Here is a 19453-nt window from a genome sequence, read left to right on the forward strand (position 1 = left end):
TAACTAACCGCAGAATGAGAATTCTGTGCATTTTACTCATATTTATTGTTTTAGGTTCACTAGTCTTTTATCTTGATAAATATAGAGCGTGGCCCCTTACTATCACTTTTTTATCTTGTAAATATATCTTGCATACTATAAAATTGAAAAGTATTTTTATTTTTCAGAAAAATAAAAACAATAACACGAAATTTATTGTATAATGTTGTAAAAAGATGTCGGAGGGATTTAATGTTAAATAAAATATCTCAATTCACAATTAAGCTTTCATCAATTCTTTTATCACTCTTACTATTATTAAATTTACCTTATTTATTTATCACTCAACAAGGATTTACCTTTCAACCAATTTATTTTTTTAATCAGACCGTTACTATGTTAAAACAGTTTTTTTCCCCTGAATCATTAGTAATTATAGGATCAGACCCGAAGTTTGGCCATTTCAAAAAAACACCATTATTTCCAACTGTTTTAGAACCTTACCTATATTCATTTACTATATTATTTTTAGCCTTTTTTCTTGCTCTCTTTTTATCATCTAGCATGGCATTTTTTTATTTTTTAGCAAAAGATTATATAAAAAAATGGATAAACCGAATTGTGTTCATATTAGAAGCTGTCCCTGATATGATGATGATGATTTGTTTGCAAATTTTTTTCATATGGGTACTTCAGAAATTTGGGGAATCTCCTGTCACTATTATTTCCTTTAATGAAAATCGAGCTTATTTACTCCCTATTTTATCATTAGCTGTCTTACCTACATTACAAATGTTTCGGATGATGGTGTTATACATAAAAGAAGAGCAAGGAAAACATTACGTAGAGGTTGCATATGGAAAAGGCCTTTCATCAAGTTATATACTATGCATTCATTTATTCAAAAATATATCTATCCACTTCTTCCACCATTTAAAAACGATTTTTGTTTTCTTACTTTCTAATTTATTCATTTTAGAATTTGTTTTTAATATGGAAGGCATTATTCAATTTTTATTTAATAAGGCGTTTGTTTCACCTCCAGCTGCATTTATCATACTTGTTATGATTATTTTACCATTTTATGCTATTTTCCAAATAGTCTCATTCATGATGAATAGATGGAAAAAGCAATTGAAAGGAGTATCATTATGAAATCTATTTGGAAATCAAAACGCTTTTTAATCGGCTTTACTTATCTATTCATACTTATTTCAGCTAGTTTTATTTATAGTTGGTTCTTTAAAGATAACATCCCAAAACCTCCTCAGTTACTTTACAATGACAATAACGAATTACTTGGAAAGGCCCCCTTTCCGCCATCGTTAATTCCACCTTTTGGATCTGATCGTTTTGGAGAGTCTGTTTTCTTACAAATTGTAGAAGGAGCAAAATTCACTATTTTATTAGCCATGGCAATTAGCTTCTTTCGAATTTTATGCGGAACATGTATAGGAATCCTCTTAAGTTTATTTGCTCCAAAACTCAAAAGATTTTTCCAGTCATGCTCAGAAGTTTTTTATTACATTCCAACTCTATTTATCGCATTCATACTCATCACGCCCGTTAATATTATAATCACATCAAATGCTGATGGGGTAGATCCAAATATTTCATTTACGTTTTATCAAGTACTCGTACTTATTTTCGTCGCTCTGCCTACACTTTCTTTATACATATCCTCAGAGGTTGATGAATTTATGAAACAAGATTACATCTTAAGTTCACAATTACTGGGGGCTAGTCGTTTTCATATTATTAAAAAACACTTACGAGTCTTATTACTTGACCGCTTATTTGTATTATTTATGGAACATATCGTCCAAACACTCATACTCGTTATCCATTTAGCGCTGCTTAACATTGTAATTGGCGGCATACAAATGCGTGAACTCTATGACGGAGTGCTCAAACCTGTTTCTCTATCTAATGATTGGGCAGGTCTTATTGGATTAAATCGTAATGAAATGAATCTTTCATGGTGGATTATTTTTTATACTCTCGCTTCATTCTTTATTACGATTCTATTTATTAAGCTTATGACCATCGGGATTCAAGATGCACTGAAAGCAAGAGATTCGCAAATTGTAGCAATTCAAAACGTTCCAGATCATAAAAAATTTGTTAAACATAAAGATTCCTTTTCGTTTGCCAATAAAGTAAACCTTTAATCATTTCTCATTAATGAAGTATTAATTGGCATCGATATTAGTAGAAAATAAAGAAGATGATCCCTATTAAATACAGGGATCATCTTCTTATGCTGTCTAACTTTTTTACATGTCCTTTGCTAGACTCATGCTTTTTATATTTAAAGTGAATTATTTGCAATCACAATTATGTGTTTTAAAATCAATTACCATACGCCCTTGAATTCTACCTTGTTCCATTTCTTCGAATACATTTTGTACTTTATCTAGAGAACAAGTTTGAACAACTGGCACTACTTTTCCTTCTGCCCCGAACATAAACGCCTCTTCCAAATCTTTACGAGTACCAACTAGAGAACCAACTACTTCAATTCCATCCAGTACAAGTCGTGGGATGTTTAAGTCCATTGTTTCTACTGGTAGCCCTACTGCAACTACTTTACCGCAAGCACGTACTGCATCAACTGCTGAGTTAAAGGCTACTTTAGAGACTGCTGTTACTACCGCAGCATAAGCGCCACCAAACTCCTCTTGCACAATTTTATCAGCAGGACCTTGAGAAATTGGATTGATAGTCATATCAGCACCAACTTCTTTCGCTAAGGCTAATTTGTCGTCATTAATGTCTACTGCGATTACCTTTGCACCAAATACATTTTTAGCATATTGGATAGCTAAGTTACCTAATCCACCGCAGCCATAGATTACAATAGGTTGACTAGGTTTAATATCTGATACTTTAATAGCTTTATATGTAGTTACACCAGCACAAGTAATTGATGATGCTTGAGCAGGATCTAATCCTTCTGGTACTTTTACCGCATAATCAGCTGTAACGATACATTGTTCAGCCATACCACCATCCACTGAATAACCAGCGTTTTTAACTTCACGGCAAAATGTTTCTCTACCAGTTACGCAATATTCACAACGTCCACAAGATTGGAACATCCATGCAATACTTACACGGTCACCTATCTTTAGTGAAGTAACATCATCAGCTATTTTCGTAACAATACCTACACCCTCATGACCAAGAATACGGCCATCAGTGTTACCAAAATCATGATTCGCAACGTGTAAATCAGTGTGGCAAACTCCACAATACTCTACATCTACTAACGCTTCACCTGAGTGTAACGGACGTAATTCTTTTTCAATCACTTCGATGTTTGCTTTGCTGTTTTTATTAACCACTACTGCTTTCATATGTGATCTCCCCTTTAGTGTTTTAGCATTTTAATGAGTTTATCTCACAACTACTTTCTTCACTACTTTGGCTAGTTATTGTACCAAATTTAAGTGTTCAATCATCATTACATCTTCATCATAACATGACACTTCATAAACAACTTGTGAAATTATGAACAATATTTGAATTATTACACAAATCGGTCTTTATTTTAAATTTTTAAAAATGAGAGTTTATCATTAACTATAAGTAAGTCACATATTTCTAAAACAAAATAAATTAACAAACTTCTCACCGATAAAAAAGCTCTTCACTCAATATTTTCTACATGTAAACACTTAGTTTCACAGTAATATCCTTTGCCACCAACATAAACTTTTTCTATTTTATTTTTGCTATTGGTTGCTAATTTAACTAATATTTCGGAAGGCGAGTGTAAAGAATAACCTTGTTCAAATACATAGACTTCTTTTTGCAAATAGTGCTGTTCATAAAGATAGCAAGCTAATGCACCGTTTGAAGTTCCAGTCGCTGCTTCTTCATTGATGTCGTATAGCGGAGCAAAATTTCTGCATATAATTCGATTGTCATTAAAAGTATATAAATGCATCCCGACAACATTATAATACTTGCTGATTTCTTTAATTTTTTCAAAATTAGGTTGCAGTGCATGTAATTGTATTTCGCTTTTTATAGGAATTAAAATATCTTTTAAGCCCGTGGAGACAATTTGAATTGGGTATTTATTGTCTATATCTTTACTATCAAAACAGTCGGTGAACTCATTTGGAGATACAACATCATAGAATATCGGTTTATTTTGTTCCATGAATATAATGTCATCTGTTATGGTAATAGTAAGAACACCGCTGTTCGTTTCAATCGTATAGTGATTCCTGAAAAGTTTATTTAAATGCATCAGTATCGCGAAAGAGCCAATTGTGGCATGACCACATAAATCAACTTCTTCTTTTGGAGTAAAATACTCAAATTTATAATCAGCAATTTCAGATTCTGATATAAATGCGGTTTCCGCATAACCCAGTTGTTTGGCTATTGTCATTTTTTGAGTAGTGGTCAATGTATTTGTATTCTCAATAAATACCACTCCTGCTTTATTTCCGCCTTTATGATCCTTGCTAAATGCACTTGCAACATAAACAGATATTTTCATAAGACATCTTCCTCACTTATAGTAAATTATAGTATAGAAAGCACTACATATAAATTCCATTGGATAAATTATCCCTAAAATAAGAAACAAACTATTTTTAGCATTTGAACTCTCCAAAAATAGTTTGTCTACAGTCTGAAAGCTCTTCATTTGAAGAGCTTTTTTTATATTCGCTTCATCGAAATCGTTTCACGTATACTTTGTAAATTTTTTAGAGTTTCCTCTTGTCGCTGCAACGACAACCCTACATACAAAGTATCTAATAAGCTTAACTGTGCTAATCGTGATGAACTTGCTTCTGTGCGGAATTCAGTCTCACGTGTTGATGTATATAACGTTATATCAGCAAGTTGACTTAATGCTGATTTCTTATAGCTCGTAATCGCAATAATTTTGGCTCCTCTTGCTTTTGCTACTTCTAACGCTTCAAGTAATCCTTTATTGCTACCAGAATGAGAAATACCAATAACAACTGAATTTTCCGAGAGTAAACCTGCTCCCATAATTTGAAAATGCGAATCAGTATGAGCGATACAAGAAATACCTGTTCTCATAAACTTATGATACGCATCCATTGCAATAATACCAGAGCCACCATTTCCATAAAACTCAATTCGACTTGCTTCTTGTAAGGCTCGTACAGCCTGCTCAAGTGCCGTTTCATTAAGCAAATGTAAAGTATCTTGCAGTCCTGTAATATGCGAATGAAAAACTTTTTTAGCAACAGTTACCATACTATCTTCTGCTGATACCTCTTCATGAATATTTTGCATCGGTGTATGTACAATTTCACGAGCTAATGTAATCTTTAAATCTTGAAAACCTTGCAAACCAAGGTTTTTACATAAGCGGAATATCGTAGCTTCGGAACTATTCGTAACTTCAGCTAATTCTGTAATAGATTTATGTACAACATCTTGTGGATGTTTCAAAATATGTTCGGCAATACTTCGCAATTTCGGTGATAAACCATTTAACGAAGCCTGAATCTTTCCAATCCCACTTCTTGTACCAGGCATAGCATATCCTCCCCTTCCATCGTAGCTTTATCCTGTAAAAACCGATTAGTTAAACTAATCATCAGTGGGGATGGTCCCCCACTTATTAGAGTTTCACTTTATTGTACCTAATTATCGAAAGAAGAAAAACCTATATTAGGGATTACTATAAATTTTAATTGCTCCTATGTATTCTGTCATACGATATAACAGAATTATTCATGCTTATGAATAATTCTCTCCATGTTTCACTGCGTATAATGCGGCTTGCGTACGATCATCCACTTCCAATTTAGCTAAAACGTTTGAAACGTGTGTTTTCACAGTTTGTTCTGTAATATGAAGTTCTGCTGCAATCTCCTTGTTGCTTCTTCCTTTCGCAATTTCGCGAAGTACCTCTTGCTCTCTTTTCGTTAACATTGAAAAAGGATTTTCTACTTCCTTCTTTACTGCAGAACGCCCCATTAATGCAGGTGTTACTTTCGGGTGAAAATTCGCATTTCCTTGATGTACTGCAATAATAGAAGCGACAAGTTGCTCAGGTTGTACTTCTTTTAATTGATAACCATCTGCTCCAGCTTCAAGTGCTGGTATAACATAATCTTGCTCTGAAAAACTACTTAATATAAGTACCTTTATTGTCTCATCATATTGCTTTAGACGTTTTGTTGCCTCAATTCCATCCATTTTCGGCATCGATACATCCATTAGTACGACATCTGGTCTTTCTTTTTGCATGAAATGTAATGCCTCTTCGCCATTTTCCGCTTCCCCAATAATTTCAAATTCTTCTCTCGTTTTCAAAAAGAATACAAGTCCTCTTCGAACGATATGATGGTCCTCAACTAGTAGCAGTTTAATCTTCAACCTTATTCTCCCCTTCAAATCGGCAATTGAATTTCTATTTTTGTACCCTTTTTCAGCTCTGTTATAATTTGAAACGATCCCTTCATTAACTGAATACGTTCCTTCATACTTTTCAGGCCAAGTGCTGATTCCCTTACTTGTTCTTGTATAAATCCTATTCCATTGTCTTCTATGTAAAAATGTAACTGGTTATTTTCTATTTTCAAAAGAATATGTACCTTTTCACACGAAGCATGCTTTTTACAATTATGTAGCGCCTCTTGGCTAATACGCCATAAAACTTCTTCTATTTCATCCCCAATTGAAACCATCCCATCAATTCGAACTTCCACTTGAACTCCTAATAACTTCCCGTAATTTTGAATTGCTTCTGCTAATCCTTTCTCCAATCCTTCAGGTCTTAATTGCCAAATTAATAGCGTCATCTCTTGTAATGCTTCTTGTGATAATTCCCCAATGTAACTTAACATCTCTTGCAATTCTCTATCTTGCGTCATATTCAGAGTACCTTTCGCCGTTAGCATAATAGAAAATAACAATTGTTTTACTGAATCATGTAAATCACGTGCAAGTCGATTTCTTTCCGCTACCACTACATATTTACGTTCTTTCTCAACTAATTGAATACGTTGTATTGTCGTTCCAATTTGAAATGCAATTGATTCTAATAATGCTAACTCTTCCTCAGAAAAATGAGTCTTATGAGGTGCAGCCACATTTAGTAGACCAAATTTTTCCGATCCAGACCTAAGCGGAATTGTCGCATGATGTGTAACATCTTCTGTCTCTCCCCAATTACATTCAATTGCATCTTCTATTCGCTTACATTCAATAATATTAGTCGCTTTTTCCAATCTCCCATTCACAAAACGTTCTACACACCAACAGTTTCCTTCACACATCGGCTTCTTCTTTTTCCACGTAAGAGCCTCTGGTAAATTTTCGTCTACAAGCATGCTGTGCTTTCCACTTTCATCAATAAAGAATATCCACCCTGTTTGTAAATTCATTACTTGTAACAATGTATGCAACACTTTTTCTAACATATGCTGTAAGTTTGTTGCTTCATTTAATAATTCAGCAATTTCTTTTAATGCTTCTAAACGACGCATCTCTTTTTCTTCAAAGTTCATTCTCATCACCAACTACAATTATAACATTAAGAAATTTCTAAATTCTATAAATAAAAAAAGAACCGAATTCCTTCAGCCCTTTCTTTATATCAATCATTTTATTATTGTTATTCTATCCAATGTTGGAAGCAGAATTTTTGTTAACAAACGATTCTACTTTAGCTGTCCGATAAAGATTGTCCACCATGGATATGCTGTAAACCTTCAGTAGTAACAACCATATTCGCTGCTGGCATTTGCACTTGATTCTTATGAAACATAGACATTAATTCAAATCTTACTTGTCTAGAAGTTTCAAAATAATCTTCTGGCTTTATTAAACCTGTAATACAAAATTCATAGCCAACATATTTCAAGTTAGGATTTAAGTCTGTAACACCGACGTATTTAAATGGTTCAACAGCCTCATCCTCTACTCTATAAAGAGTTTGATTCAATTCTTCATTACATATAATACATACTTCTTCTAACAATTCCTTCACTCTTGTTGGATCTTCCTGATAACTTACCGTGATGCGTTCAATTACACGCATCCATCCTTTATTAAAATTTTGTATCGTTCTAATCTCTCCGTGCGGAATGGTAAGTAGTTTTCCTGACCATTCACGAATTTGCATAAAACGAATACTAATCTCTTCAATAGTTCCTGAATTTGTTCCGTTAAAAGTTACAAAATCACCAACCCGAAACTCTTTGTCCGCTAATCTTGCAAAGCCTAATATAACATCTTTTAGCATCTGTTGTGCAGCAAAACCGATGACAACTCCAGCTATCCCTGCACCTGCAATAATACTTTTTATATCTACAAATTGGCTAATTAAATATATGATAAGACTGATGATAATGATATATCTAAAAATAGATCGAATTACACTTTGAATCGTCTGCTCTACCTCTTCATCAAAAAAGCTTGATTTCCTAAAAAACCAATCAATAATGCGGTTTATTACAAATGAAATAATGATTAGAACGAAAGCAAATAGTAAAAATCTTAAAAGTAAAAACTCTCTTACATAATTAAAAAATTCTTCCGTATACGTTAATAAACTCATCTAACCACTTCCTTACTAATTAAAAAATTCATAATCGCCTAAGTTTGTTCCAGAAAAATCTATTATCCTAATCTAAAATGCCACTACCCTTACTATGTATTTTGACTCTATTACTAATTCACTTTAAACAGTATGTCTAGCTGTTCTTTTTCCTTTCCCTTTAAATATACCCTTTTTAATAATCTAAAGGGAGCAAATCGTGAAATTTTTTAAACGTTAAAACTTTATTCATGTCATTACGATTTCAACTAATTTATTCATTAACTACGTAAAAAAGAGCTGAATTTATCAGCTCTTTTATTCGATATTAATTGTTGTCTTACTGCTCTTTTCTTCTTTCAATTTTGGTAATTCAATTGTCAGTACGCCATCTTTATAATTCGCTCTAACATTTTCTTCCTCAACTTGTTTAAAACTAAAGCGTCGAGTTACAGAACCTATAGAACGTTCTTTACGAATATATGTGCCATTCTCATTTTTTTCTTCTACTTCATTATGGTTAGTTGCTTGAATCGTTAATACATCTTGTTCAAAATCAACTTGAATGTTTTCTTTTTGAAAACCTGGTAAATCTGCTTTCACAGTATATTTATCAGATTGCTCATGAACATCTACTTTAAAAGTATCCATGTTCAGTGGCTTAAAGAAAGCATCTGTCATCCCTTCTAATAAAGAAGGCCCAAAATCAAAAATGCCATTTTGACGTTTTGTTATCTCTGGAAATAAATTACGCATATTTTTTCCTCCTTATTATTTATGAATGAAAGATTATCTCTTTCTGCCTTTATTATAACATTTGGTCAAAAAAGGTCAAAGTTTTTGTTTGACCTTTTTTGATGTATATTTTACCAAATAAAACAAATAAGTTATATGTCATCTCTCCCCTTATAAAGAGGAATATATTTACATAATAACGAATAGTTTATTTGCTCTTATTTTTTCTTACGGAGGTTACATACAATGGGATATATTGAAGAACTTAGAAAAGTTGTCGAATCAAGACCACTCAATTTATTAGGCGTTGCGGTAGCTGTTTTCAATGAACAAGGACAAATAAAAGAGACCTTTTTTAAAGGCCTCTTTTTCATTTCACTTCTGCATGTAAACAAGATTTAAAATGTCCAAGTGCAAATTCATGCCCTTGTGCATTAAAAGATGCAACTGCCTTTTCATAAACAACAATTTTAAACCCTTTATTATACGCATCTACTGCTGTATGAAGAACACAAATATCAGTACATACCCCTACAAGATGAACCTCTTCAATTCCTCTTTCTCTTAGCTTCATCTCTAAATCCGTTCCAGCAAATGCACTATACCGTGTTTTATCCATGTAATATACATTCTCTGCATTTTTATATGTTTCGTACACATCTTGTATTTCACCAAACAAATCTCTTCCACTTGTACCAGCTATATTATGAGACGGGAATAACTTTGATTCTGGATGATATACATCATTTTCTTCATGTTTATCAATAGCAAAGACAACGTAATCTCCATTTTCAATATATTGCTTCGTTATATGTACAATTTCCTTCTCAATTTCCTGTCCTGGTTTCCCGCATGTTAAAGCACCCTTTTCCGCTACAAAATCATATGTATAATCAATATTAATAAGAGCTCGTTTCATAACCACTATCTCTCCTTCTTCTGTTTCACAGTAAACAATAGAAAATTTGTTATTACGACATCGTATGTACTATTCGACATTTCAAATGAAATACCTACATTTTTCTTCTGAAACTTACCTTAGTCCGAGTTTATCATATAATAGATAAACAATGGTAAAACAAATAGCTCCTATTAATAAGTCATGAATTTGATAATTGAGCGTTATTTGCATAAACTCTTATATCGTAAACCAAATTACTGCCATCATTAGGCTAATCAAAATGATACGAATACACCGATTCACGTATTCAGCCTCTTTCTCTGTCATAAGTAACAAGTGATTTCTTCCTATTTAATTGTATTAGAAAATGAAATAAGTTATTCACTCTTGCACACTCTAGTCCAAACAAAAAAGCACACTACTTTTTGAGTAATGTACTTTTTATTCATATTAAGACGCTGGTTTTGTCTCAAATGTTGCTTGATTAAAACTAATAACCTTTCCTTTCGGGTCATTGTTTTCATACTGAACTGCAGTAATTGTATGACTACCTGTTTCCAGCGTTTTTTCTTTTAACTGCACTGTTGTCTGCGTTGTACTAGTTACTTGATGTTTATCCGTATACATTTGATCTACAAATACGAATGTTTCTTTATCACTTTGAAAATTAGAAAGTTCTAATTCAACTTGCTGAATTAACGTATCCTTTTTGATGAATACAGTCGGTATATTGCCGTTTTCAGAAGTACCATCTGGAGTAATAACTTTTACTTTCCCTTCTCCAATTGACATTGCTCCTTCAGGAAATACAACCATATTCTCATCACTTGCGTTTACAACTTGTTCTTCCTGTTTTGATTGCGCGTCCTCTTTTTCCTGTGGAGCACCGCAACCAACTAATAACAATACAGACAATCCAGTGATTATGAATTTTTTCAAAATTCATCCCCCCTGTAACTTCATTATAATTTATTATACAAAAATAACTTTTAAATTTTGAGACTACTTTCAACACTTTCATGAACAAATAGAATCTTGCTCACGATTAATGTATCATACTTTCCTTAATAGAACATTAATTTTTTTTATGAAATAAATAGTAATTCCCTCTTATCTATCATTTTAGCCCAACATATGAATTACATACCCTCAAAAATAAAAAGACATTGTTAGTTCAATGTCTTTTCTATACAGCAATTAAAAAACAAACGTTGTAATCTCATCTACTTCTTTTCTTGGAAGTTTCTTCGGTTTATCTTTCGGAAATCCGAGTGAAATAACCATATTTATTTGTTTTTCAGGCTCAATTTGTAAATATTGGCGCAGTTCATCTTGAGCTAGCAATACTGGCCCTGTCATTGGACAAGTACCAAGTCCCTTTGCATGTGCAGCTAACATTAAGTTTTGTGCCGCTAAACAGCTACTCTTAATGCCTTCTTCTTCCCAAACTGAATCTGGAACAAAAGCAATTGGATCAAATATCTTTTCACGGAACTTTGATTCATATGGTGTTGCCAAACATACGATTAATACTGGTGCCTCCGAGAAAGCTGTTGCATATGGTCCGAAAGAACGTGTAAGTAATTTCCCTGCTTTCTCTTCTCCATTTTCTGCTGCTTTTGCCGCGAGTTTATGTAATGCATCCCATGTCATTTGTTCAATTTCTTTAATCTTCTCTCGATTCATGATAACTAAGAACTCCCACGTTTGTGAATTCGTATCACTCGGTGCGTAACGAGCACAATCAATTATTTCTTTTATATCATTAGTAGATACTTCTTGATCTGTAAACTTTCTAACACTTCGTCTTCCGTGAATTACTTCTTTAAAATCTTCATAATTCATATATTAAATCCCCTTTTTACAGCGTTTTCAAAACTTGTCCTATGCTTGAATTATATCATGAAAAAAAGCCGGAAGAATACCAGCTTTTTTCTTCATGATTAATTTGTCACTTTAAACAAACGAATACTCTCTTCGTATGCAGCTTGTAGTTTTTTCGTAATTGGTCCTCTTTCACCAGCCCCGAACTGTTCATCACCAATTTGAACGACTGGGAATATTTCAAGTGGCGTCGCTGTAAAAAAGCACTCCTCAGCGTCATATACTTCTTGTAATGAAAACTCTCGTTCCTCTACATCGATATGTAACTCTTTTGCTAATGTAATTACGTAGTGACGTGTAATACCATGTAAAATGAAATGATCCGCTGGATGTGTAATCAACTTATTATTCTTCACGATAAAGAAATTGGAATGACACCCTTCAGTCACAATACCATCTCGTACTAATATTGCTTCTTGATACCCTTGTTCATTTATTTTGTTTTTGATCATGATATTAGGAAGCAAATTTAAAGATTTTATATGGCAAAACTTCCACCTGATGTCCTCTTCTACTGTCACCTTAATCCCTGCCTCCATTGAAGCAACTGGTCTTGGGAACGAAACAAGATTTGCAAAATATGTCGGTTGTAAATCTGATTCATATACATGATTGCGAGGTTGTGTACCTCTTGATATTTGTAAATATACATTCCCATCTTCTTGAAACTGATTTTTTTCAATCATTTGATATAACTCTTCTACTAATTCTTCCTTCGTAAATGGTGGAATTAGTTTTATTTCTGCCATAGAGTTAAAGAATCGTTCTAAATGTAAATCTAATAAATGAGGCTTGCCATCGTATAGTCTAAATACTTCATAAATCCCATCACCAAATTGGAAGCCTCTCTCTTCTAATGCTACCATCGGCTGTTCTTCTTTCGTATTAATCATTCTCCCATTAAACAAGATCCAATCTTTATGAGTAGCTTTCATTCTTCCCCACTCCTTTATCACATGATTGATTTTATTGTACAACTTATGACACCCTGAAAGAAGGAATTTTCTGTATTTTCACAAATAAAAAAATACATCACTTCGTAAAAGTGATGTATTTTATCATTTATTTAAGGAAATATTTTTCAATATCATCTAACATAAGGTTTGCAGCTTTAATACCGCCTGCTGTATTCCAGATTACCTCATCTACTTGGAATACTTTATTATTTTTAGAAGCCTGTAATTGCTTAAAGAGTGGATCTTCTGTCCATTCCTTTGCTAACGAATTTCCTTCATTATTCTTATCTGCATCTTTATCAGACGTGAAATAGAATAAGTAGTCTCCGTCCATATTTGGAATCTGCTCTTTTGTAATTCCTTTTATCGCAAAATCATCTTTATCTTGTAATGGTGGTCGTTTAAATCCAATATCATTTAAAACGACGCCCGAGAATGAGTTTTTTTGATAAATACGAACATCACCTGGCACGAAACGAATAATAGAAACTTTAGAATTCAATTTATCGCCTAATTTCTCTTTCATTCCTTCAATGCGTTTTTTATAATCATCAAGAGCTTTTTGCCCTTCTTTTTCTTTATTTACAGCTTTTGTATAAAGTGTAAAGTTTTCTTTCCAATCACCGCGTAATGTTTCTGCATAAACAGTTGGTGCGATTTCTTTTAGCTGATCATATATTTTTTCATGACGCATTTTATTTCCGATAATTAAATCTGGCTTAAGCTTCATTACAGCCTCTAAATTAATATCACGTTCAGTTCCTACAACTTCCGTGTTTTTTAACTCTTTCGCTAAATGAGGATACCATTCATCACCAGCACGTGGTTTCGTAGTCCCCACTGGCGTTACGCCCACAGCTAGGAGAGCCTCCGCGCCTTCATTTGTTAAAACAACAACTTTTTTAGGTGTACCATTTACTGTCGTTTCACCCATTGCATGCTTTACCGTATATGAATCTTTTGCTTTCGCTGATATATTATTTTCTTTTTTCTCTTCTTTACTACATCCTGCAATTACAACCATGAGTATCATAATGCAGAACATAATTAGTTTTTTAGTATGTATCATATGTCCTCCCTAGATGAAATCGATTATCATTAACATTTAAAGATTAATGTATCTTATATACATTGTCAATGTATATAAGAAAACTTTTTTAATATATACTATTTAGATTCTATCCGCTTTTCTAATGTTTCTTTTTAAAACATAGTGCATAAGTATGAAAATAAATGTTGTTATTAAAATGCGTATCCTTGTTATACATAACAAGGATACGCATCCATATTGCACTATCATTTCAATTCCTAATATTGAGTATATTTAATATACGCTGGGTCATTATATACCCACTGATTTCCACCAAGGTTTAACCAACCATTTTCATTTATATATACTAAATAAGATTCTGGAGAATTTAATTGGCGGATAACTGCAGATGTAGTTGATGGACCACTTCTTAAATTTACATTCATCCCTTGTATATATGCAACCCCAATCGGGCTTCCATCACTATTGCTTGTCTTTACAAAATTAATGTACGAAGGATCATTATACACCCATTGTCCATTCCCCAAATCTAGCCATCCGTTACTTTCCTGATATACCACGTAAGATTCTGGAGAATTTAATTGACGAATAACTGAGGAAGAAGTTGATGGACCATTTCTTAAATTTACATTTTTCCCAAGAATATAAGCGATTCCCTTCGGTTGTGGGTTAGGAGGTTGTGGATTTGGAGCTACTCCCAAAATAGCTGCTATTCCATTTGCATACGCTTGACTTAGATCTTCAATAAATTGTGGATTTTTTAATAAATTTGCATCAAACGCTGTATCAATAAAAGCAGTCTCAGTTAAAATTGCATCCATTGCAGTTTCTCTTAATACCGCATAATTTTCTTTTTTTGCACCTCGATCACGAAGACCGTATTTTGTTAATACAGGATTGACAGCTGTATGCATTTTTTGTTGCTTTGCATATGCAGTGCTGCTATTGGATAACGCATTATAAATATAACTTTCAAAACCTGTACCCCCGCCGCTATTAATATGAAATGAAATAAAATAATCCGCACTGAAAGCATTAGCAATATTAGCACGTTCCGATAAAGAAATAAACACATCACTATCACGTGTCATTTTAATTGTAATTGGGTAATTTACCGCTAAAATGTCTCGAACACGTCTAGCAATTTGAAGTGTTAAGTTTTTTTCTACTAAACCATTACCAACAGCACCAGAATCATATCCACCGTGCCCTGCGTCTATAACAAGTTTCATTTTATTGCCCCGCCCCTTTCTTGTAATATGTTTGCATTTCTACTCGTCCTATTTTATGTGAAATGTACAAGTTCTGTTACAATTGCAAATAAAAAAACCGCTTTATGTAAGGCGGTTTCTATCATCTTGCTTTAACCAATTTAAAATAAATATATACGATTGATAGTGAACATAACGTATGCAAAATAAAATAAATAAAAGTACTATTCCAACACCACTATAAAGTAAACCAAACTTTAAAAAAACATTTACAAGTGGTGGAAAGTTCATTAAATTTTGTAATGTACTAAGCATACAAAACATAATGAAAAAGACAGGGATGTATTGTAATTCATACGGTTTTTTTTTCTTACTCATTCTTTTCCGAATGATTGTATGACATAATTCTGCTACTATAAAGCACCCTCCAATTAATACAAGACCAGAAGTCATCGACATACATCCACCTGCCTTATATTTATTGTATCGCATAAATAATCATCGTTATATTTTCTTTACATACTCTTCACCTTCTGAAGCAAAACCAAAACTCTCTATGAAAAACTTCGCCTTTTCTGTTAATTTCTCTTGTAGCACTTTTATTTCTTTCACATTTCTTTGTTTCATCATTTCTTCAAATGTAAAATACGTATTTGTACCATAACCGTAACCTTGGTAATCAAAATGAATAATTAGCTGTGATAAAACAGCCAGTTCCTCTTGTACACTATAATCTATTACACCAATATATGTATCATCAACTTTCACACAGTACTGTACCTTTTTCTCACCTAAACTATGCGATTTAAACATTTCTTTAACAACGCTTTCATTTTCTACAGTAACTTTCTCAAACGTAATCATATGTTGTCCATCCTTTTACTATTATTGTATCAATAATACTTCCTATTTATGAAAAAAACCTTAAGACCGTATGCGATCTTAAGGTTTTTCTAATTAAACTAAGCTATACGCACGTTTTGTTTCTTCATGGAACTTATTCGTATCGTATTTATGCTCAACATAAATTTGGTGCCATACCATAAACGCAAGTACAGTCCAAATTTTACGGCTATAATCGCCTTTATCTGCACAATGTGCTTCCAGTAAGTTTAATACATACTGTTTGTCGATTAAATGCTCTGTCTTACTTTCGTTTATAATATTTATAGCCCAATCATGCATTTCGTCTTTTAACCAGTGACGAATTGGTACTGGGAATCCAAGTTTTTTACGATCTAATACGTGATCTGGAACGATTCCGCGTGCTGCTTCACGTAAAATAGCTTTCGTAGTTCCGTTAGCAATCTTAAATTCAGTTGGAATTTTAGATGCAACATCGAATACTTCTTTATCTAAGAACGGTACACGAAGTTCTAATGAGTTTGCCATTGTCATTTTATCAGCTTTTAATAAAATGTCACCGCGTAACCATGTGAACATGTCAATGTACTGCATTTTACTTACATCATCATAATCTTTAATCTCGTTATACAATGGTTTCGTGATATCCATATAGTTAACACTTTCATTGTAATACTTCATTAATTCAGCTTTTTCTTCTTCACGGAAGATTTTAGCATTTCCATAGTAACGCTCTTCAATTGGTGTACATCCACGCTCTAAGAAGCTCTTACCTTTAAATCCTTCTTTAAGAGCACCACTTAATGCTTTTAGAACGCTCTTACCTGGGCTAGGAATGTAAGAGAACATTTTTAGTGAGTTTGGCTCACGGTAAATGTTATAACCACCAAATAGCTCGTCTGCGCCTTCACCTGAAAGAACAACTGTTACATGTTTACGTGCTTCTTTCGCAACGAAGTACAATGGTACAGCTGCTGGATCAGCTAAAGGATCATCCATATGCCAAATGATTTTTGGGAACTCATCCATAAATTCTTTCGCTGAAATGAATACGTTATGGTTTTTAACGCCTAATTTCTCAGCTGTTTCTTTCGCAACATCAACTTCACTGAAACCACGTTGCTCAAAACCAACAGAGAATGTTAAAAGATTTGGATTCATTTCTCTTGCGATAGAAGCGATGATAGATGAATCGATACCACCAGATAAGAATGAACCTACTGGTACATCACTACGCATATGCACTTTTACTGAATCATATAACACATCACGAATTGCTTGGATATGCTCCTCTTTCGTTGCACTTGAAGCATTGAAATAAGGTTTCCAGTAGCGATGGATTTCCATCTCTTTACCGATTTCTTTTACGAAATAATGACCAGGCTCGATTTTATTAACATCAATTGTTAACGTTTCTGGCTCTGGACCATATTGGTACGTAAAGTAATGTTGTAGTGACGTTGGATTAACGCCTTTATCTTCCATCACATGCATAATACTTTTCTTCTCAGATGCGAAGAATGTAGTATCACCTTGTTGTGCGATGTATAAAGGTTTAATACCGAAGTGGTCACGTGCACCGAAAAGTTTCTTTTCCTCACGATCCCAAATCATAAATGCAAACATACCACGAAGGTAGTCTACACATTTTTCTTTCATATGTGCATACAATGCAATGATAACTTCTGTATCAGATTGCGTTGCAAACGTTGCACCTTTTTCAAGTAACATTTCACGTAATTCTACATAGTTGTAAATTTCACCATTAAAAATAATTACATATCGATCATTTTCATAAGTTAGCGGCTGATGTCCTGCCTCTAAGTCAATGATGCTTAAACGGCGGAAGCCAAATTGTACATGTTCATCACGAAAATATCCTTCGTCATCTGGACCACGGTGGAAAATCATCGTGTTCATATTTTCAAATTGATGTTTTTCTGTTTCTGAAAACTCTCTAGGGTTTTCACATAAACATCCTACAAAACCACACATACTTCTTACCCTCTTTCAGTTTTCATTCTGTCTCTATACTACTATATCAACCCTATTTATACTAGCATAATCAACTGAATATGGCGACCAAAAACTATAAAAAAATCACTCCATTTCACATTTTTAACAATTTTTTATGAAAACATGAAAACTAGGCACTCACCTTTCTCCGCTTTTGTCATATGATATTGCAAATTGATTTCTAGGAGGGAATACCATGAGTGAAGAAAAAAAAGATTCTTCTCGCCCACCGGTTCGTAATTACTTAAAGCAAATTGATGATTTCTTCGAGCAAACACCTCTTCGCAATGTAATCGCTGATTTAAATCATTTTTTCCAAAAAGGAAACCGTTTATTAACATTCCCTGTAGATTTATATGAAGTTGGTGAAGAACTCGTTGTTACAGCTGAACTACCAGGTATACAAAAAGAACAAATCCAAATTGAAATACAAAGTGAATACTTAAAAGTCTCTGTAAAAGAAGAGATACTTGAAGAGGAAGAAGAACAAACATCCCATAACTATTATCGCCGAGAACGTTCCATTTCAGAAGCATCAAGATTGATTAAATTGCCGTATTCAATTAATAAAAAAGCGGCAAAAGCTTCTTATCAAAACGGCGTATTAGAAATTCGTGCGCCGAAACTTCCCCAGCAACATGACATTTTATCGATAGACTAATAAAAAAAAATAAGGGTGCTATGCACCCTTATTTTTAACCCACTAATCGCTTCATATCACGTATAATGTCTTCGTATGGCGTATTACTAATGCCACTATACTTTTTCATTACTTTTCCGTTTTGATCAATTAAATAAAATGATGTCCCATGCATGACCTGACCGTTCTCCGGCTTATCTACAAGTGATTGGAAATTATCTTTTGAAAACTTTGTAATATCTTCTAACGAATACCCCGTTAATAAATTCCAGTTACTAGTATCCTCTGTAAACTTTTGAATAAAAGCTTTCAGATTTTCTGGCTTATCAAGGTCTGGATCTACACTAAATGAAACAAACTGAACGTCTAATTTCTCTTCTTTTGCCATCTTTTGAAGCTTGGCCATATTTGCAGTCATTGGTGGACAAACTGTCTGACAATTTGTGAACATAAAATCTGCAACCCAAACTTTCCCTTTTAAATCTTTTGTACCAAATTTCTTTCCATCTTGATTTGTAAATTGGAAGGTTTCTAAATCCCAATTTAATGGTTTACGAAGCTTTGAACCTGATTCACTACATCCAGCAAGTACAAAGAGACAAAATACAACCATAAGACCAATTATTTTTTGATAACGCTTCATTTATAAACCTCTTTTCTCTATCCTAAAT

At 33.4% G+C, this 19453-nt stretch carries 21 protein-coding genes and 1 pseudogene; 4 read left to right on the forward strand and 18 right to left on the reverse strand.

Annotation, left to right across the window (positions count from 1 at the left end; all coding sequences use genetic code 11):
• Positions 1–231: 231 nt before the first annotated feature.
• Positions 232–1134, forward strand: coding sequence for an ABC transporter permease subunit (locus tag MKY38_RS11115; RefSeq protein ID WP_070179275.1), 903 nt, complete (start codon positions 232–234; stop codon positions 1132–1134).
• Positions 1131–2150 (forward strand): ABC transporter permease, encoded by a 1020-nt coding sequence (locus tag MKY38_RS11120; protein ID WP_000836565.1) that lies wholly within the window; start codon positions 1131–1133, stop codon positions 2148–2150. Before MKY38_RS11115 ends, MKY38_RS11120 begins: the two co-directional genes overlap by 4 nt.
• A gap of 150 nt (positions 2151–2300) precedes the next feature.
• Here the strand turns inward: MKY38_RS11120 and adhP are convergent, their stop codons facing one another.
• The 7 genes from adhP to MKY38_RS11155 all read right to left on the reverse strand — a co-directional run bounded on the left by adhP (position 2301) and on the right by MKY38_RS11155 (position 9280).
• Complete coding sequence (gene adhP, locus MKY38_RS11125) at positions 2301–3338, reverse strand: alcohol dehydrogenase AdhP (RefSeq protein ID WP_070179276.1); 1038 nt, start codon at positions 3336–3338, stop codon at positions 2301–2303.
• Positions 3339–3631: 293 nt separating this feature from the next.
• Complete coding sequence (locus MKY38_RS11130) at positions 3632–4495, reverse strand: PhzF family phenazine biosynthesis protein (protein WP_070179277.1); 864 nt, start codon at positions 4493–4495, stop codon at positions 3632–3634.
• 164 nt (positions 4496–4659) lie between these two features.
• Positions 4660–5514, reverse strand: coding sequence for a MurR/RpiR family transcriptional regulator (locus tag MKY38_RS11135; RefSeq protein ID WP_001119646.1), 855 nt, complete (start codon positions 5512–5514; stop codon positions 4660–4662).
• 204 nt (positions 5515–5718) lie between these two features.
• Positions 5719–6360, reverse strand: a complete 642-nt coding sequence (gene casR, locus MKY38_RS11140; RefSeq protein ID WP_000694623.1) for a two-component system response regulator CasR — start codon at positions 6358–6360, stop codon at positions 5719–5721.
• A gap of 14 nt (positions 6361–6374) precedes the next feature.
• Complete coding sequence (gene casK / locus MKY38_RS11145) at positions 6375–7472, reverse strand: two-component system sensor histidine kinase CasK (RefSeq protein WP_170956607.1); 1098 nt, start codon at positions 7470–7472, stop codon at positions 6375–6377.
• A 179-nt stretch (positions 7473–7651) separates the two neighbouring features.
• Entirely contained in the window at positions 7652–8545 is an 894-nt protein-coding gene (locus MKY38_RS11150) for a mechanosensitive ion channel family protein (protein WP_070179278.1), read from the reverse strand.
• A gap of 297 nt (positions 8546–8842) precedes the next feature.
• On the reverse strand, positions 8843–9280 hold the full coding sequence (locus MKY38_RS11155; RefSeq protein ID WP_001245053.1) for an Hsp20/alpha crystallin family protein: 438 nt from the start codon (positions 9278–9280) through the stop codon (positions 8843–8845).
• Positions 9281–9505: 225 nt separating this feature from the next.
• On the opposite strand from MKY38_RS11155, the gene MKY38_RS11160 reads away from it, so the two are divergent.
• The gene (locus MKY38_RS11160) at positions 9506–9661 is read left to right on the forward strand and encodes a hypothetical protein (protein ID WP_164876742.1); all 156 of its coding nucleotides are present in this window, start codon (positions 9506–9508) and stop codon (positions 9659–9661) included.
• On the opposite strand, the gene MKY38_RS11165 is transcribed toward MKY38_RS11160, so the two are convergent.
• The 10 genes and pseudogenes from MKY38_RS11165 to asnB form a co-directional block, all read right to left on the reverse strand.
• A complete protein-coding gene (locus tag MKY38_RS11165; protein WP_070179279.1) occupies positions 9630–10178 on the reverse strand; it encodes a cysteine hydrolase family protein in 549 nt (182 codons plus the stop codon). The genes MKY38_RS11160 and MKY38_RS11165 overlap by 32 nt on opposite strands.
• A gap of 114 nt (positions 10179–10292) precedes the next feature.
• Positions 10293–10545, reverse strand: a pseudogene (locus MKY38_RS11170) (hypothetical protein).
• A 65-nt stretch (positions 10546–10610) separates the two neighbouring features.
• On the reverse strand, positions 10611–11099 hold the full coding sequence (locus tag MKY38_RS11175) for a hypothetical protein (RefSeq protein WP_000713496.1): 489 nt from the start codon (positions 11097–11099) through the stop codon (positions 10611–10613).
• 258 nt (positions 11100–11357) lie between these two features.
• Positions 11358–12005, reverse strand: a complete 648-nt coding sequence (locus tag MKY38_RS11180) for a nitroreductase family protein (protein ID WP_001105284.1) — start codon at positions 12003–12005, stop codon at positions 11358–11360.
• 98 nt (positions 12006–12103) lie between these two features.
• Positions 12104–12979: a D-amino-acid transaminase gene (dat, locus tag MKY38_RS11185; RefSeq protein WP_065223622.1), complete on the reverse strand. Its 876-nt coding sequence runs from the start codon at positions 12977–12979 to the stop codon at positions 12104–12106.
• Positions 12980–13106: 127 nt separating this feature from the next.
• A complete protein-coding gene (locus MKY38_RS11190; protein ID WP_000581989.1) occupies positions 13107–14069 on the reverse strand; it encodes an ABC transporter substrate-binding protein in 963 nt (320 codons plus the stop codon).
• A gap of 239 nt (positions 14070–14308) precedes the next feature.
• Positions 14309–15283, reverse strand: a complete 975-nt coding sequence (locus MKY38_RS11195) for an N-acetylmuramoyl-L-alanine amidase (protein ID WP_065223621.1) — start codon at positions 15281–15283, stop codon at positions 14309–14311.
• Between the two features lie 102 nt (positions 15284–15385).
• Complete coding sequence (locus tag MKY38_RS11200; protein WP_048558276.1) at positions 15386–15715, reverse strand: hypothetical protein; 330 nt, start codon at positions 15713–15715, stop codon at positions 15386–15388.
• Between the two features lie 51 nt (positions 15716–15766).
• Positions 15767–16126, reverse strand: a complete 360-nt coding sequence (locus MKY38_RS11205) for a GNAT family N-acetyltransferase (protein WP_048558275.1) — start codon at positions 16124–16126, stop codon at positions 15767–15769.
• A 93-nt stretch (positions 16127–16219) separates the two neighbouring features.
• Positions 16220–18121 carry an asparagine synthase (glutamine-hydrolyzing) gene (asnB, locus tag MKY38_RS11210; RefSeq protein WP_000333816.1) on the reverse strand — a complete coding sequence of 634 codons (1902 nt, stop codon included), beginning with the start codon at positions 18119–18121 and terminating at the stop codon, positions 16220–16222.
• A gap of 217 nt (positions 18122–18338) precedes the next feature.
• On the opposite strand from asnB, the gene MKY38_RS11215 reads away from it, so the two are divergent.
• The gene (locus tag MKY38_RS11215) at positions 18339–18803 is read left to right on the forward strand and encodes an Hsp20/alpha crystallin family protein (RefSeq protein ID WP_001288085.1); all 465 of its coding nucleotides are present in this window, start codon (positions 18339–18341) and stop codon (positions 18801–18803) included.
• Positions 18804–18837: 34 nt separating this feature from the next.
• Here the strand turns inward: MKY38_RS11215 and MKY38_RS11220 are convergent, their stop codons facing one another.
• Complete coding sequence (locus MKY38_RS11220) at positions 18838–19425, reverse strand: SCO family protein (protein WP_000833331.1); 588 nt, start codon at positions 19423–19425, stop codon at positions 18838–18840.
• Positions 19426–19453: the final 28 nt, after the last annotated feature.

Source organism: Bacillus sp. FSL R5-0585 (assembly GCF_038004545.1).
Classification (GTDB): Bacteria; Bacillota; Bacilli; order Bacillales; family Bacillaceae_G; genus Bacillus_A; species Bacillus_A cereus.